This window comes from Pseudoalteromonas sp. J2K-J031 (assembly GCF_058197095.2).
The window spans coordinates 2,083,893-2,100,488 of the sequence record NZ_CM200279.1; the positions used below are offsets into that span (position 1 = coordinate 2,083,893).

18 protein-coding genes and 2 tRNA genes are annotated in these 16,596 nt (G+C 40.0%); 5 read left to right on the top strand and 15 right to left on the bottom strand.

Annotated elements, in window-relative coordinates; genetic code table 11:
- Positions 1–29 precede the first annotated feature (29 nt).
- The 8 genes from nhaC to AC3KZC_RS09420 form a co-directional block, all read right to left on the bottom strand.
- A complete protein-coding gene (gene nhaC, locus AC3KZC_RS09385) occupies positions 30–1,481 on the bottom strand; it encodes a Na+/H+ antiporter NhaC (RefSeq protein ID WP_490580097.1) in 1,452 nt (483 codons plus the stop codon).
- Between the two features lie 190 nt (positions 1,482–1,671).
- Positions 1,672–3,696 carry a carboxy terminal-processing peptidase gene (gene prc / locus AC3KZC_RS09390; protein ID WP_490580098.1) on the bottom strand — a complete coding sequence of 675 codons (2,025 nt, stop codon included), beginning with the start codon at positions 3,694–3,696 and terminating at the stop codon, positions 1,672–1,674.
- A gap of 11 nt (positions 3,697–3,707) precedes the next feature.
- Positions 3,708–4,361, bottom strand: coding sequence for an RNA chaperone ProQ (gene proQ / locus AC3KZC_RS09395; protein WP_490580108.1), 654 nt, complete (start codon positions 4,359–4,361; stop codon positions 3,708–3,710).
- A 14-nt stretch (positions 4,362–4,375) separates the two neighbouring features.
- A complete protein-coding gene (locus tag AC3KZC_RS09400; protein ID WP_490580099.1) occupies positions 4,376–4,654 on the bottom strand; it encodes a hypothetical protein in 279 nt (92 codons plus the stop codon).
- Positions 4,654–5,112 carry a free L-methionine (R)-S-oxide reductase MsrC gene (gene msrC / locus AC3KZC_RS09405; RefSeq protein ID WP_490580100.1) on the bottom strand — a complete coding sequence of 153 codons (459 nt, stop codon included), beginning with the start codon at positions 5,110–5,112 and terminating at the stop codon, positions 4,654–4,656. The genes AC3KZC_RS09400 and msrC overlap by 1 nt, the downstream gene beginning before the upstream one ends.
- A 166-nt stretch (positions 5,113–5,278) precedes the next feature.
- Positions 5,279–5,662, bottom strand: coding sequence for a hypothetical protein (locus AC3KZC_RS09410; RefSeq protein ID WP_490580101.1), 384 nt, complete (start codon positions 5,660–5,662; stop codon positions 5,279–5,281).
- A gap of 140 nt (positions 5,663–5,802) precedes the next feature.
- Positions 5,803–5,893 (bottom strand) — tRNA-Ser (locus AC3KZC_RS09415).
- Positions 5,894–5,957: 64 nt separating this feature from the next.
- Positions 5,958–6,048, bottom strand: a tRNA-Ser gene (locus AC3KZC_RS09420).
- A gap of 264 nt (positions 6,049–6,312) precedes the next feature.
- On the opposite strand from AC3KZC_RS09420, the gene AC3KZC_RS09425 reads away from it, so the two are divergent.
- From AC3KZC_RS09425 to AC3KZC_RS09445, 5 genes are read left to right on the top strand one after another with little or no spacing between them, the layout of a single operon-like run.
- The gene (locus AC3KZC_RS09425) at positions 6,313–6,981 is read left to right on the top strand and encodes a Bax inhibitor-1/YccA family protein (RefSeq protein ID WP_490580102.1); all 669 of its coding nucleotides are present in this window, start codon (positions 6,313–6,315) and stop codon (positions 6,979–6,981) included.
- Between the two features lie 56 nt (positions 6,982–7,037).
- The gene (gene tusD / locus AC3KZC_RS09430) at positions 7,038–7,391 is read left to right on the top strand and encodes a sulfurtransferase complex subunit TusD (protein ID WP_490580103.1); all 354 of its coding nucleotides are present in this window, start codon (positions 7,038–7,040) and stop codon (positions 7,389–7,391) included.
- The gene (gene tusC / locus AC3KZC_RS09435) at positions 7,388–7,744 is read left to right on the top strand and encodes a sulfurtransferase complex subunit TusC (RefSeq protein WP_490580104.1); all 357 of its coding nucleotides are present in this window, start codon (positions 7,388–7,390) and stop codon (positions 7,742–7,744) included. Before tusD ends, tusC begins: the two co-directional genes overlap by 4 nt.
- Positions 7,741–8,010, top strand: coding sequence for a DsrH/TusB family sulfur metabolism protein (locus AC3KZC_RS09440; RefSeq protein ID WP_490580105.1), 270 nt, complete (start codon positions 7,741–7,743; stop codon positions 8,008–8,010). Before tusC ends, AC3KZC_RS09440 begins: the two co-directional genes overlap by 4 nt.
- 2 nt (positions 8,011–8,012) lie before the next feature.
- Entirely contained in the window at positions 8,013–8,342 is a 330-nt protein-coding gene (locus AC3KZC_RS09445; protein WP_490580106.1) for a TusE/DsrC/DsvC family sulfur relay protein, read from the top strand.
- A gap of 54 nt (positions 8,343–8,396) precedes the next feature.
- On the opposite strand, the gene AC3KZC_RS09450 is transcribed toward AC3KZC_RS09445, so the two are convergent.
- The 7 genes from AC3KZC_RS09450 to lrp form a co-directional block, all read right to left on the bottom strand.
- The gene (locus AC3KZC_RS09450) at positions 8,397–9,722 is read right to left on the bottom strand and encodes an IS4 family transposase (protein ID WP_518525921.1); all 1,326 of its coding nucleotides are present in this window, start codon (positions 9,720–9,722) and stop codon (positions 8,397–8,399) included.
- 130 nt (positions 9,723–9,852) lie between these two features.
- On the bottom strand, positions 9,853–11,157 hold the full coding sequence (serS, locus tag AC3KZC_RS09455) for a serine--tRNA ligase (protein ID WP_490580440.1): 1,305 nt from the start codon (positions 11,155–11,157) through the stop codon (positions 9,853–9,855).
- Between the two features lie 9 nt (positions 11,158–11,166).
- Positions 11,167–11,553, bottom strand: a complete 387-nt coding sequence (gene crcB / locus AC3KZC_RS09460; protein ID WP_490580441.1) for a fluoride efflux transporter CrcB — start codon at positions 11,551–11,553, stop codon at positions 11,167–11,169.
- Complete coding sequence (locus tag AC3KZC_RS09465) at positions 11,540–12,880, bottom strand: replication-associated recombination protein A (protein ID WP_490580442.1); 1,341 nt, start codon at positions 12,878–12,880, stop codon at positions 11,540–11,542. The genes crcB and AC3KZC_RS09465 overlap by 14 nt, the downstream gene beginning before the upstream one ends.
- Entirely contained in the window at positions 12,873–13,484 is a 612-nt protein-coding gene (gene lolA, locus AC3KZC_RS09470) for an outer membrane lipoprotein periplasmic chaperone LolA (protein ID WP_490580443.1), read from the bottom strand. The genes AC3KZC_RS09465 and lolA overlap by 8 nt, the downstream gene beginning before the upstream one ends.
- A 12-nt stretch (positions 13,485–13,496) precedes the next feature.
- Positions 13,497–15,998, bottom strand: coding sequence for a DNA translocase FtsK (locus AC3KZC_RS09475; RefSeq protein WP_490580446.1), 2,502 nt, complete (start codon positions 15,996–15,998; stop codon positions 13,497–13,499).
- A 65-nt stretch (positions 15,999–16,063) separates the two neighbouring features.
- Positions 16,064–16,558: a leucine-responsive transcriptional regulator Lrp gene (gene lrp, locus AC3KZC_RS09480; RefSeq protein ID WP_490580444.1), complete on the bottom strand. Its 495-nt coding sequence runs from the start codon at positions 16,556–16,558 to the stop codon at positions 16,064–16,066.
- Positions 16,559–16,596 lie beyond the last annotated feature (38 nt).

Genomic DNA, 16,596 nt, shown 5'->3' on the forward strand with positions numbered 1-16,596 from the left:
ACTTAGGAGCCTGTTGGCTCCCCAAAATACTAGTTAGAAAGGTGCTTAGGTGTGATTTTTAAAATCTTGATCCCTAAATAAGCATAAATAATTGCAAGTACAGGATTAATCAGATTGAAAAAAGCATAAAACGCGTAATCGAGTGGACTAATTGCAAGCACGCCTTGCATGTATGCACCACACGTATTCCATGGGATTAAGGGGCTAGTGATTGTACCTCCATCTTCCAACGTGCGAGATAAATTCACGTTATCAAGTCCACGTTTTTCATATTCTTTTTTAAACATACGCCCAGGCATAACAATTGCCATATATTGATCTGCTGCAATCATATTCGTACCAATACAGGTGGCGATTGTCGCTGTAATTAATGAACCTGTACTTTTAGCCACTTTTAGAATACTTCTTACAAATACTTCAAGTAAGCCCACTTTTTCCATGACTGATCCAAACAAAAGCGCAATCATAATAAGCCAAGTGGTATTTAACATACCGGCCATACCGCCACCACTTAACAGGCTATCCATACTATCGTCGCCCGTTTTAATAGAAAAACCATCAAAAAAAGCAGTCCAAACCAGCTTAGTTGCTCCCACTAAATAGCTATCCGTTGATGCAATTTGCGTTGCAATTAAATCGTGCTGAAAAATAAGCGCCCAAACAGCGCCAAGCACAGCCCCAATTGCAACAGCAGGAAAAGCTGGCATTTTCTTAAGCGCTAGTACTAATAACGTTAAAAGAGGCACTAACATAACTAAACCAATATTAAAGTGACGCTCTAATATTTCATTTATTTCAGTGATACGAGAGGCTTCAGCAACATCAGCAGCATTAAACCCCATCACAACAAAAATGATAACAGCAATGAAAAAACTCGGTACTGTGGTCCAAAGCATATGATGAATATGATCAAATAAGTTTGAACCTGCAACAGCAGGTGCTAAATTTGTTGTTTCAGACAATGGGCTCAGCTTATCGCCAAAATACGCGCCTGATATTACCGCCCCCGCAGTCACCACTTGGTCAAGACCTAGCCCGGTAGCAACACCAAGTAAAGCAACACCGATTGTTGCGGCAGTGGTCCAAGAACTCCCAATGCTCATTGCAACAATGGCGCATAAAATACAACTAGCTGCATAAAACCAACTTGGATTAATTACCTGCAAACCATAATAAATTAACGTAGGTACAGTTCCTGATAACAACCATGTGCCAATTAGCGATCCCACCATAAATAAAATTAAAATTGCACCAAGTGATAAAGTGATCCCCTTAATCATGGCTTCTTCTAAAATCGCCCAGCTAAAACCGTTTTTTAACCCAATCAACAGAGCTATGGCTGTAGAAAAAAGTAATGCTATTTGGTTTGGTCCGCTTGATGAACTATCGCCAAATAAATAGACAGAACCGCCCAAAGAACAGATTAAAAACAGCACTGGTAACAGTGCATCAAATAGTGTTGCTTGTTTAATTTCTTGCACCTAAGGCCTCTCTCTGATTTAAACGGGTAATAACGATTATTGTGTTTATAGTTTGGTGATCGCCATTGCCGACATAGGTTATTTAGCTAAAGTAAAGCGCTCAGTATAACAAAGTATTTATAGGATAACTGTCTAATACTTAAGCGTTTAAAGAATAAAGGGGAATAAAAAAAGCGCCGAAGCGCTTTTTTTATTTTTTTGCATACCGACCATATTTTATATAATCGGAAGTAATTTGAGCGGTTTCCTCGAGGTATGGATCGAGTTCGCTGATAATTTCGGGTATATCGTCAAGTTTAGCAATCTCTGGTTGCCCTAATCGTTTTAAGCGCTCATTCGTACGTTGTAATGCAATTTTGTCATTATCATCACGTTCTGTAATGCGCTGTTTTTCGATTAAAGAAATACTCTTACGATTTTTTTCTTTTTTATACCGTTCTATATCATCAAAAACATAATTGAATTCAGGTTCAATTTTTATCCTGTCATCATGTTTCTTTTGTAAAAACGCGACCGCAGGTGCTAAGTCAGCAAGCGAGCTGTACTTCGCATTGGCGATATGATCCCAAGGTAAAGCGTTATCCTCTTGGCTTTCACCCCACTCAGCTGGATCAATGGGTGATGGTAATGAAATATCAGGAATAACACCTTGATGCTGGGTACTACCACCATTTATGCGGTAAAACTTAGCGATTGTGTATTGCACACTACCCAACTCATTATCATACAGATCGTAGTTTCGACCTAAACCGCGATGTTGTTGCACAGTTCCTTTACCAAAAGTTTGTTCGCCTACGATAATTGCACGACCGTAGTCTTGCATCGCAGCTGCAAAAATTTCAGAGGCTGAAGCACTGTAGCGATCAACTAATACAGTTAATGGCCCATCATAAAATGTTACTCCATCAACATCTTTTTGCTCTTCAACTCGCCCATTAAGAGTATGGATCTGAACCACTGGGCCTTGATCTATAAATAAACCTGATAGCTGCGTTGCTTCATACAAAGAGCCACCGCCGTTTTGGCGTAAATCGATAATAATACCATCGACCTTTTCTTCTTTAAGTTTAGCAATTTCTTTTTTCACATCGGCAGAAAGATTGTTATAAAAGCCAGGAATATCAATCACACCAATTTTTGTATCTAATTCTGTATATTTAGGCGTAAAAACAGAGGCTTTAACCGCTTTATCTTCTAACCTAATTTTGTCCCGCACAATTTCAACAACGGCAGGCGTACCATGAGCATCAGCACCTTTTAAGTACTGTAGCTTCACCGTTGTACCTTTGGGACCTTTAATTAATTCAACCACATCGTCTAAGCGCCAACCAATGACATCTACAAATTTATCATCGCCTTGTGCCACACCGATGATACGATCATTCGCTTTTATTTTTTCAGACTTATCAGCAGGGCCTCCCGGAACTAAACTACGAATAACTGTATAGTCTTCATCATAGCCAAGTACTGCACCAATGCCTTCTAATTCAAGATCCATATCCATTTTGAACTGTTCAGCTCTTCGTGGAGATAAATAAGAGGTATGAGCTTCAATACTGCGTGCAAAAGAATTCATCGCTATCTGAAATGCATCTTCATTATTGGTTTGGATTAACCTTTTGAGAGTATAGCTATAACGCTTTTCTAAAATTGTTTTTATTTCAGACCAATCTTTGCCCGTTAACTTTAAACGTAAGGCATCATATTTAACTTTTTGACGCCAAATTTCGTTTAATTCCTCAGTTGTTTTAGGCCAAGGTAAATCTTCACGATCAAACAGATAATCATCGGCTTGTTCAAAAGTCATTTCTGTTTCAAGTAATGCTAACGAATACTGATAACGTTCAAATCGACGTTTTAAACTCAGATTAAAAATATCAAAAGTAAAATCTAATTTACCTGTACTCAATGCATTATCAACACTGTTTCGATACTTTTCGAAGCTGTCGATATCCGATTGCAAAAATACACGACGGTTATAATCTATAGATTCAATATAACGGTCTAGAATTTGCGAGGAAAGCTCATCATTTAATTGAATGAGCTTATAATGCGCACGAGTAAAAAAGTTTGTCACCCTTTTGCTAGCGGTACTGTGTTGACTTTCTTGTTTTAAAACAGGTAAATCAGCGAGCGTAAATGTATCTACTTTGGCATGTATATTAAATGCCAAAAAAGCGGCTGCAATAGGAATGAGTTTAAACTTTTTACTCATACATCATCTCCTTAGATTGAATACAGACTATCTGCCTTTATTTTAACCTGCATACCAGTGGCTAAAACCACGTGAATCTCTTCCTTATTAATCTGTGTAATCGTACCGTTAACTAGGGCTTGACCTAACTTAACTTTTACTAAGGCATTCACTTTGATGTTTTCAGCTGGTAGTGCTTCAATTTTTGTATTACGTTTTGCTGGTTTGTCTTCTTTAGTCTTACTAGGAGCTACTTTAGTTCCTTTTGCTACAGATGTATCTGCGTTAAAAGGTTTCTTTTTGTAAGATTTTTTGTCAGCGTCTGTTTTTGGACGTTGTTGTTTTTTACGCTGTGCAAATTTAGCACGACTTTCTTCTAACGCTTTAACTGCATGATCAATATGCTCTTGCTCAACTTTTTCACAGTCATTACCGTCTAAATCAATACGGGCTGCATGCTTTGTCACAGCTTCAAGGTAACGCCAGTTTGAAGTATATTTACGAAGTGCCTGACGAACTTGAGTTTTACTCACTCGTTCATCGCCTTCAATACGCTCAGCAACGTCTTTGAAAATACCGACTTTTAACGGTTTAATTCCATCTTTTTCAAAAAAACAGTTAGGAAACTGCTCATATAAGTAATTTAATACTTCGGTAACATCTTTTAGCTTGTTAGTGGTGTCCATCATAAAACCTTTAATCACATTTTCTCATCAAGTGATGTGAAAACATATTGTTTAACCCAATCGATCAATTCTTCAAAGTCCGCTTCAATAATAGCAGTATCACCTCGAAGAAAATCCCAAATACCAGAAATTATCTCTTCAATTAATTCACACGGGGTGTCTTCAGGGATTTCTTGCCAAGCAACATGAATCAATTCATTCAAGTTCTCAGCAACCTGTTCTTCTTCCCCCTCCCAATCACCAACATCGTGACTCGAATGTAAAAAGTCTTGTACGTTTAATAAGTCTTTCATTAAAGTTGTTGCTCAAACAATTTAATCAACGCTTCAAGCCCCTGTTTGTCTTCTAGATCAAAGCGGGAAAATTGTGGGCTATCGATATCTAATACCGCCACAACTTTACCTGATTTATGTACAGGGATCACTATTTCAGAATTAGAAGCGGCATCACATGCAATATGCCCATCAAATTGATGAACATCCGCAACAAGTTGCGTCACATCTAAGGCTGCAGCTGTACCACAAACACCTTTCCCTAGAGGGATACGAATACACGCAGGTTTGCCTTGGAATGGACCTAAAACTAATTCAGAATCGGAGTCCATTAAATAAAAACCGACCCAGTTAATCTGCTCTAAGCTCATATATAAAAGCGCACTGATGTTTGCCATATTGGCAATGACATTAGTTTCGCCTGAGATCAAACCTTGCGCTTGTTGATTCAGCGACTGATAGAACGTATTTTTATCCATACGATACAACTTTTAAAAAATCATACAGCTGCTTAAGGTACTCTTTCAGGCTAATAAATGAAACCTTTTAACGTTAAAAAATAGTAATTTTAATCGCTCTTTTAAGCGCATTGACTATTTCTCAATCAAGTTAAAGGTCGTTGACTAGAATTTTGAATTTAAATCATTATTTTTGGCCGGCCGTTCGCCTAAGAGTATATAAAAATAAACCCGCAGCGAATAAAGACATCACAGTATTGACGAAGAATATCTCCCCCATATTTGCGCTTAAAACAGCCGAAAAAAGCGCTCCACCGAGCATTCCAACGGTTAAAATACTTGAATAAGTCACTTTTTGACGCTTAGCAAGATATAAATACAGCGGAACAACGCACACCGCCATTGTTAACCCAACGATATGAGCATTTGATAACGCGGTCATTAGAATAGTGAAAAATAATTTACTATCTGCATTCTCAATACTTAAGCAATAATAAATACCGATTATACAGCCAATAATTAAAGGAGATAATAAGGAAAACAAGATACTTTTTAACACTGAAGATTTCATAACAAACTCATTTTATTTTTATAATAATGAGCATGACTGAGCATGATTAATTTGAATACTCGACCAAAGTTGTAATTTATAAATTAATAGAAAACAAAAAAGCCGCATTTCACAATGCGGCTTTTTTGTTTTCTATTAAGTGGCGGAGAGATAGGGATTTGAACCCTAGATAGGCTACAAACCTATGCCGGTTTTCAAGACCGGTGCAATCGACCACTCTGCCATCTCTCCGTCCTTTGCTTTACAGCAAATTTTTTATTTAAGTCGTTATTTTCAACCACTTAAATCTAATAAGTGGCGGAGAGATAGGGATTTGAACCCTAGATAGGCTACAAACCTATGCCGGTTTTCAAGACCGGTGCAATCGACCACTCTGCCATCTCTCCGCTGCGGGGTGCATATTAGTGAAGTGATGGGCTTTTGTGAAGCATTTTTTTATAATTTTTGTTTAAGTGGTTAAAATTCGTGTCATTAGATTAATTACCCAACAATAAAAGCACTAAAATTGAACTCTCTTTAAATATTTACATCAAATAGATGACGAACAATCGGCTTTTATTGCTCGCGCTTAAAAGTATTGTTAGTCTAAGCACTGTTCACTAACACTATGAAACTGCCACGGGAACGAGTTTCAAACAAGGAGTCCTTTTATGGGGTTTAATCATACTTATTCTAATGAACGTTCGGTTCATTCTGTTGTAGAAACAAATAAAGTTTTACGTAACACTTATTTACTGTTAGGCATGACATTAGCATGTAGCGCCGTAACAGCAGGCATCTCTATGGCTTTACAGCTTCCTTATCTAATGGGGTTGGTGTTTAGCATTATTGGCTTTGGTTTATTGTTTGTTGTCAATAAAAAAGCAGATAGTGCATCAGGCATAGGTTGGATTTTTGCTTTTACAGCCTGTATGGGCGCAGGCCTTGGCCCGCTTTTAAACCATTATGCAGCAATGCCAAGTGGTCCGATGCTAATTATGCAAGCACTAGGCTCAACAGCACTCGTCTTTTTTGGCCTATCTGCCTACGCTATGACTACTAAGAAAGATTTCTCTTACCTTGGCGGTTTTTTAACGGTTGGTTTATTAGTGGTTATTGTGGCTAGCCTAGTGAATATCTTTTTAGGTAGTAGCACCGTGTTTTTAGCCGTCAATGCTGCGGTTATTTTCATTATGTCTGGCTTTATCTTGTTTGATACCAGCCGTATTATCAACGGTGGTGAAACAAATTATATTCGCGCTACGTTGTCGCTTTATTTGAATATCTATAATTTGTTTGTATCAATCTTACAGTTATTAGGTTTTGCTAATAATGATTAATTGCTAATTTCTGTTAAACTAGCCTCGTTTATTCGGGGCTTTTTTATAGGTGAATTTTGGCCAATTTTGTACTTTCGCTACACAGTAGCCCATCTCACAGTAATTCTGTTATTAACTTGGTGCAGTTTGCTAATGCCTGTTTAATGCAGGGTCACGAGATTAAAGCAATATTCCTTTATCAAGATGCCGTTTGGCATGCCAGTCCACATTTTATGACCCCAACTGATGAGTACCAATTTGCTGCACAATGGCAAACACTCGCAAAGTCATCCATACCGTTACTTTTATGTGTCACAGCGGCAGAAAAAAGAGGCATTAATCTAACTACTTGTTTGCCCTTTGAGGTTGCAGGACTTGCCGAATTTGCGATGACTGCTGCCACAGCTGATAAGTGGGTGCAATTTAAATGAAAAATGTATTAGTAATTAACTCAAGTAGCCCGTTTACTCATTTGAATTGCCGCGAAGCGCTTGATATGGCACTTATATTCGCTGCAATCGATCAGAATGTTGCGCTGCTTTTTCGCGATGCTGCAGTATTGTGCCTCAAAACCACGCAACACCCTGAACAAGCGCATTTAAAAAATTATTTTAAAACCCTAAAAACACTTGAGTTATATGATGTTGACCAACTTTATGTGTGTGAGCAGTCATTGAAAGAGTTTGGCCTAAACCAAGATGAGTTATTACTTGATGTGGAAATACTTGACTCTGTTTCACTTCATCAATTATTTAAACAATACGAACACATAGTAACATTATGACGCTACATATTTTTAACCAAGCAATAACCGCGATTGAATTAGATAAAATAAGATCTTTAGTCAACAAAGAAGATACTTTGTTACTCACGCAAGACGCGTGTTACAGCTCAAAGTATTTTAATTCGCTTGAATGCAAGCAGATGCTCGTATTAGCAAGCGATGCGCAAGCTCGATTAAACCAAGATGAACTTGTTCCACTGCGATTAATCGAATTTTCTGGCTGGGTTGAACTCACCCTTAACCATCAATCTATTATTACGTGGTAAACATGTTAGTTTTCGAAGAAAAAAATATCGCAACAGATAAAGAAGGCTATTTACTTAATTCTGATGACTGGTCTAAAGCATTAGCGCCTCAGATTGCCAAACTTGAACAAATTGAATTGACAGAACCTCACTGGGAAGTGGTGATGTTTGTCAGAGATTTTTATTTAGAATTTAATACCAGCCCAGCGATCCGAATGCTCGTCAAGGCGATGGCAAAAAAGCTTGGTGAAGACAAAGGCAACAGTATTTATCTTTATAAATTGTTCCCTAAAGGCCCTGCAAAACAAGCAACAAAAATAGCCGGTTTACCAAAACCCGCTCGCTGTATTTAGCTTTTATCTCAAAGTACACTGCATAGCAAAAAAGCGCCATTAGGCTAATGCCGTTCACTTAAGGTGAGCGGCTTTTTTATTTTTAGCCACAGGGTAGCGGTTTTTCGATACTTTTAGTGTTCTTGGGTAACTTCGTTCTCGTTTTCCCTCTAGCTTAAATTGACTGGCATTTCTTTCTATTTCCAATATCTGTCCGGGGACATTACCGGGCGCATAAATTGGCATCATAGTCAGCTTATGGATGATGTGTGATGAGGCATCTCTAAAGCTTAGTTGGTTTGGGAAAACACTCTTGAGCGACTTCGCCATCAGGACCATCTTATAGCGGATTAAGTTGTACGCCAACAGCACCCCCCATAACTCCTGTCTAATGAGCTCTGGTAAGTTGCTTCTTAACGTAAACCTACTTGCCAACAAGTGTTGCTTCATTTCTCGGTAGCCCATCTCTATTTCCCAGCGATGGCTATAAAGGTCGACTATTTCTGCCGATGGATATGCCATAGGGTCGACCATGGACGTGAGTATTTTGACTTCTTTTCCTTTGATTAGTTTGGTGATAAGTCGCACGTCCATTGTTAAGGGCAACTCTGGTCGCTTTTTTCTCGCTTGAGGTGTGGTGGTTAGGCGGATGAGTTTATCTTGCCTGCCAAGACGTTTGATTTCCTCATACTGTACGTTCTTCTTTAGCGGTAATAACCAATGTGTGTTGATGCCTTTATGCTGCCAATCATGTAACAAGCCTAGTGAGTAAAAGCCTTTATCAAACAATGTTAGGCTGTTATCTGGTACACGTGCTATGAGCTGTGCTGCCAGTGTCATCTCATTTTCACTCACGCTACTCAATGCACTATCAAGAATTAAGTGGCTACTAAGCTCCATCAGACATACCATTCGTACCTGAGGATAGCCTGCTTCACTGGCTTTATTCGCTGTACGGGCAAAGGCTGCGCTGTTTTCTTTACTATCGGGCGTGCGCCATACAACGCCATCAACACCAAATAAGTTCAGACCACACCAATGGGGATGCTCAGCTCGCTCATGCCACTTCTGTGCTGAAAGATGAAATACATCTCGAACCACATCACTGCCTAGCTTCTTTCTCGCTTGTGTCACGGCACTGCGTGCGACGTAATCCACATCCTGCGGTAATACAATATCGAGCTTGTTGATGAGCAGGCGGACTGATTCAGTGCGAAAAAGTGACATACCTATCACGGCCCAAATCATTGCATCCATAGGCAGCTTGCGTTTACGCAATGTGGCCACACCATTAGAGGCTAAACACGATTGAATAATTTCGGGGTCTAGGACATCCGCTAATGACGAAAATTCGGTAAGGCGGTTAATTGAGGTGCGTGCTAAGGCTTCTGACAGTTCCATAAAAAATCCGATGACATGTGGGCTCATCGGATTGTTACATCTACAGAAGATCGGTCAACCGATCAGTAAAATATTTCTTAACTGATCGGCATTAGCCATTAGGCGCTTTTTTATTGATGCTAAACCGTAATTATTTACTGATTACGGTTACGCCACCCATATAGCCTTGTAGCACTGTTGGCACCACAATTGAGCCATCAGCTTGTTGATAGTTCTCTAAAATCGCGACTAAGGTGCGGCCAACAGCTAAACCTGAACCATTTAATGTATGTAGTAACTCTGGCTTTTTCTCACCTTGGCGACGAAAACGCGCTTGCATACGACGCGCTTGGAAATCCACCATGTTTGAGCAAGATGAAATTTCGCGGTAGGTATTTTGTGCCGGTAACCATACTTCAAGATCATAGGTTTTGGCTGAACCAAACCCCATATCCCCAGTACATAAGATCACTTTACGATACGGTAATTCAAGTGCTTGTAGAATTTGCTCAGCGTGGCCTGTTAATTCTTCAAGTGCTGCCATTGAATCTTCTGGTTTTACCAATTGTACTAATTCAACTTTATCAAATTGGTGCTGACGGATTAAACCACGAGTGTCGCGGCCATAGCTGCCCGCTTCGCTTCGAAAGCAGGGTGTATGCGCAGTTAATTTAATTGGTAACAAAGCTTCATCATAAATTTCATCACGAGCACAGTTTGTTAATGGCACTTCTGCTGTAGGAATAAGGCTAAAGCCATCTTGCTCAACACCATCATCATTGATTAGCCCTTTGGTGTGAAATAAATCTTCAGCAAATTTTGGTAATTGGCCTGTGCCAAATAAGCTGTCTTTATTGACTAAATACGGTACGTACATTTCGGTATAACCGTTTTTATCACAGTGAGTATCTAGCATAAACTGCACTAAAGCACGGTGCATACGAGCAATTTGGCCACGCATAACCGTAAAGCGCGCACCACTTAATTTAACGCCTGCTTCAAAATCTAATCCTTTATTTAAGCTCTCGCCTAAATCAACATGATCTTTTACTTCAAAATCATATTCCTTTGGTGTGCCCCACTTGAATACTTCAACGTTTTCAGACTCATCTTTACCGCTTGGTACTGAGCTATCAGGAAGGTTTGGCAGTGAAGCTGAAATTGCATGCAGCGTTGCTAGAATCTCATCTTGAGCTATTTTTGCAGCGTCAAGCTCATCACCTAAATGGCCCACTTGCGCACGTAACGGCTCAATATCTTCACCACGCGCTTTCGCTTGGCCAATAGCTTTAGAGCGAGTATTACGCTCATTTTGTAAATCTTGAGTTTTAATTTGTAGCGCTTTACGTTGTTCTTCTAACGCATTTAATTGTGCAACATCAAGCGTGTAACCACGGCTCGCTAAACGTGCTGCGGCCTCATCAATATCTTGACGTAAGTATTTTGAATCCAACATGTTTTATTATTAACCTTTTTGCAAAACTAACTGTATGCCCAACCAAGCAACAAAAATACAGCAAACTAAATTCAATGTGACATTTAAACCCATTTTAAACCATTGCCCTTGCTGCATCAGCAGTAAAGTATCGAGAGAAAAGGTTGAAAATGTAGTTAATGCACCTAAAAAACCAATTCCAATTAAGCTTTTGGCAGGGCTAATGGCGATAATTTCTTTTTCAATTAAGCCATACAAAATGCCCATCAATAATGAACCCAGAATATTAACTGTCAAGGTGCCAAAAGGGAATCCCTTACCAAGAAGTTTTATCATGGAATCACTAATAAAATACCGTAGGCACGCTCCCGTTGCACCGCCTAATGCAATAAAAAAATACAGTTTAATTGCTGTCATAGCGTTTAGTTACACTCTGATTATTTTGGCTCGTCAAGTAGTCTAATTTGTCTTTAATTTGCTTTTCAAGGCCACGATCTGTGGGGTGGTAATATTGTTTGGTTTTAATGACTTCAGGAAAATAATTTTCACCTGCGGCAAAAGCTCCTACTTCATCATGCGCATAGCGATACTGCGCACCAAAACCGAGCTCTTTCATTATTTGCGTCGGTGCATTACGTAAATGTTCAGGCACGGGATAACTTGGCAAATGTGCTGCATCGTGTTTTGCCTGATTAAAAGCGGTATAAACTGCGTTACTTTTAGGCGCAGAGGCTAAATATAACGTTGCTTGTGCGATGGCTCGTTCCCCTTCAGAGGGTCCAACTCGTTGGAAGATATCCCATGCATTAAGTGCCACTTGCATCGCGCGAGGATCAGCATTTCCAATATCCTCAGTGGCAATAGCAAGTAACCTTCTTGCAACATACAAAGGATCTCCACCACCCGCTAAAATGCGGCAATACCAATAAAGGGCAGCATCGGGGGCTGAACCCCTTACAGACTTATGAAAGGCAGAAATTAAGTCGTAAAATTCATCGCCCCCTTTATCATATTTAGCAAAATGACTAGGTAATACATGCTCAAGCACTTGGCTATTAATGACTTTTTTTCCTGCAATGGATTGTGCTAAATCAACGGATTGCTCGAGTAAATTGAGAGCTTTGCGTGCATCTCCTTGCGCGGCTGCACACAACGCTGCTTTGGCTTTTTCATCCATGTTTACGTGTAATGTTGCCAGTAAACTATCGTGTGTTAAAGCGCGATTAATCACCTGCAACAAATCATCATCGGTAAGCGATTTTAAGACATACACTCGGGTGCGCGACAAAATAGCGTTATTAAGTGCAAAAGATGGGTTTTCGGTTGTCGCCCCAACAAACAAGAAGGTACCATCTTCTATATGAGGTAAAAAAGCATCTTGTTGTGATTTGTTAAAGCGGTGAACTTCATCAACAAATAGTAGAGTTCTTTGGCCCTGTTGGAGCAAGTTTTTTGCCTGCAGCACAGACTCTCTAATTTCTTTCACCCCCGCAGTGACCGCAGAAAGCTGAATAAATTGTGCGGTTGCATGGTGTGCAATTAATTGCGCTAATGTGGTTTTTCCGGTGCCAGGAGGGCCCCATAGAATCATTGAATGGCAATGGCCACTTATAATTGCCTGATATAACGGTTTATCTTGTGATAATAAGTGCTGTTGCCCGCAATATTCGGCCAACACATTGGGTCTCATTCGTGCCGCAAGTGGCCTAACATCAGGCGCGAAATTAAAATCGAAATTACTCACCTTGGCTTTGGTCGTCTACCGCAACCCCTTCAGGGATTGTGAATTGAAACAGCTTAGCATCTAAAGGCATATTGACCTTACTTTGCTCAAACTCAAACTGGGTTTGTTGGCCAGTAGAATCTAAGATTAGAATTTTTTTAAAGCCTAAACCATTGCTGTCAAATACGAGCGTTAATTTTTCAACTTGGCTTTGCTGGCCCAGTGCAGGAGTCAGCTCATAACTACCATTAACCGCCGTTACATTATAATTATTCCAAAGGCTCATATCTTGGTGATGAGTTAATAAAACAAATGGCGTGCTGTCGATTAAACTTTCAGTACTCATGATGGTAACTTGTTCGGCAAACGCATCAAAAAAATAGGTTTTTGCGCCTTGTGACACCAATAAGGTGTCTTCTTGCTGCCAACGCATTTGATTGGGTTGTTGCAGCTGTAATAGCCCTTTGGCTTGTTGCAAAGGCTGCTTTTGCTCATCGAACACGGTTTGATTAAAATGTGCATCAAAACTGGTTAGTTTGTTTAATTCTTTTTGCAGGTCAGTTTTAGCATCAGCGAATAAAAACGGACTAAAAAACAACATAGAAGACAATAATAACTTTTTCATTTTATACCTTAACTAATGCGAGCCATGATTTGGCGACAATACTTCGCGAGTTCCGTTATGTCCTGGGGCACTGACAATACCGGAAGCTTCCATTTGCTCAACTAATCGTGCAGCGCGGTTATAACCGACTCTTAACCGACGTTGAACACTTGACACGGATGCTCTACGGCTCTCAATAACAAATGCCACCGCTTCGTCATACAGCGGGTCACTTTCGCTATCATCCCCTTCTGCCACTTCTCCTGGTAACAACACCTCATCACTTGCATCACCATTTAATATTTCATCAACATAATTTGGTTTACCGCGTGCTTTCCAATCATTAACCACCGCATGTACTTCGTGGTCGTCAACAAACGCACCATGAACACGAACCGGCACGCTTGTGCCAGGCGGTAAATACAACATGTCACCCATACCTAATAAGTTTTCAGCGCCTTGTTGATCTAAAATGGTACGCGAATCAATTTTAGACGATACCTGAAACGCCATTCGAGTTGGAATATTCGCTTTAATCAAGCCAGTAATAACATCAACCGATGGGCGCTGCGTGGCAAGTACTAAGTGAATACCTGCAGCTCGGGCTTTTTGTGCAATACGCGCAATTAACTCTTCAACTTTTTTACCCACTATCATCATCATGTCGGCAAATTCGTCTATCACAACGACGATTGCAGGTAATTTACCAAGTTCCGATGGAAACTCAGCCATACCATCAGATTGTTTAAATAAAGGATCTAATATCGGTGTACCTGCCGCAATCGCGTCTGCTACTTTTTGGTTGTAGCCTTTTAGATTTCGTACCCCGAGTGCCGACATTAACTTATACCGGCGTTCCATCTCACCCACACACCAACGTAATGCATTGGCAGCTTCTTTCATGTCTGTGACGACTTCGCACAGCAAATGCGGGATCCCTTCATAAACAGAAAGTTCAAGCATTTTAGGATCAATCATGATCAAACGAACATCTTCTGGCGGTGATTTGTATAGCAAGCTAACAATCATCACATTAACGCCAACTGACTTTCCTGAACCCGTTGTACCTGCCACTAATAAATGGGGCATTTTCGCCAAATCAACTACCACGGGCACACCAGCAATATCTTTACCGAGCACCATGGCAAGGGCAGAATCATTTTCTTCAAACTTAGGTGCACAAATAACTTCAGAAAGACGAACGACTTCGCGGTATTTGTTCGGTAATTCTATGCCAACATAGGTTTTACCGGGAATAACTTCCACTACCCTTACGCTAATTGCAGATAACGAACGTGCTAAATCTTTTGCCAATCCAGATATTTTTGACACTTTAATACCAGGAGCAAGATCGAGTTCAAATCGTGTAACGACTGGACCTGGGTACACCCCCACTACCTTGGCTTGTACTCCAAAATCAAGTAACTTTTCTTCAACCAATTGAGACACAGCATCTAATTCTTCTTGCGAAATCGGATTCATCTTTTTGTCTGGACGGTCGAGTAAATCAAGCGTTGGTAAACGGCTCATAGGCGGTTTTTCTTCAAGTAACGCTTCAAACTTTTCTTTTGCTGTTTGCGGCACATGAGATGAGGTTTTTACTGAAGGCATTGGTGCAGGTTTAGTGTGCTGCATTTGAACTTCAGGCTCTTGAAAATGTGATGACGATGCTGTTTGTTCTGGTGATTGTAAGACGTCCAACGCACTTAAAGCTGAGCGCGTATCAATTGGCTCATCATCAACAGCACTAAATGAAAAGTCGTTCTCTAAAAAGTCATCAAACTCTTGAAATTTTGAATGTTGAACTGCGGGTTTATCGTGTTTGGCTACCGTAGGTGACTTATGCGTTGTCGGTTGAATTTTCTCTGGGGCTGAAGTGCCTTTTTCTACCGCAGTCGCAAGCTGCGCATTTTCAACTCTAAGCTGGGCTTTAGCCAACTGTTTTTCTTGCCACTGTCTAGGTAATCCGAGTAACCATAAAACAGCTCGAACAACTAAGCCTCCTAAGTAATCAACAAACTCAACCCATGAGACACCTGTCAATAACGTTAAGCCTGCAAAAAAGAAACACAACAGTAAAATAGTCGTACCTGTAAAATTAAATGCTGGCATCATAGCATTAGCGATAACGTCGCCTACAACGCCTCCAGATGAAAAATAAAAGATATCATCAAAATTAATACTGCTAATTGCTGACGCGGCACTGACAAAAAACACCATGCCCAACAGTCGCAGGCCTAACGTCATATAATCTAGTTGAAGGAGTTTGTGTGGTTTTTTAAAAAAGAGGTAACCAAAAAGTTGGATGGCAACCGGCACAAAAAAAGCAAGCCAACCAAACGTGAATAATAGAACATCCGCAAGCCAAGCTCCGGCTGTACCGGTAATGTTTTTGACTTTGATAAATTCACCGGTTTGAGACCAAGACGGATCAGCGGGATCGAAACTAATTAAGGCGCATAAGATAAAAGCCGCTACTGCGGTGCTAATAATCAAACCCGTTTCTAATAATCGTTGCACACCATTTAGGCGCATAGTTTGTCTATCCCCATGCATTTATTAACTTTTATTTTTATCATGATACCTTATCAGGAAATGGCTTACCTTGCACCGGCTTTTAACGGTGACATATCTTCGTTTTTGACTTCTTCCATCACAACATAGGTACGGCTTTCACTCACAGCTGGTAATGTGAGCAAAGTATCGCCTAATAATTGACGATAGGCCGCCATATCAGCCACACGCGTTTTTAATAAGAAATCAAAGTTACCCGAAACCAAATGACATTCTAAAATCTCATCATGGAGCTTGACGGCTTCACTAAAGTCTTTAAATACATCTGGCGAGGTTTTTGTCAGTGTTATCTCAACATAAACTAATAATGACGCACCTATTTTAACTGGATCTATAATGGCTTTGTAACCACGAATAAATTTTTCGCGTTCTAGCTTTTTTACTCGCTCTAAGCAAGGGGTAGCACTTAGCCCTATTCGCCTTGCAAGTTCAACGTTTGAAATACGCGCGTCTTTTTGTAATTCCGATAAAATTTTTTTATCGATACGGTCTAATAGATGAACACTTGAATCCTTAACCATATAAATCACTACCAAAAAAGTTTAAACAGGATTATTCA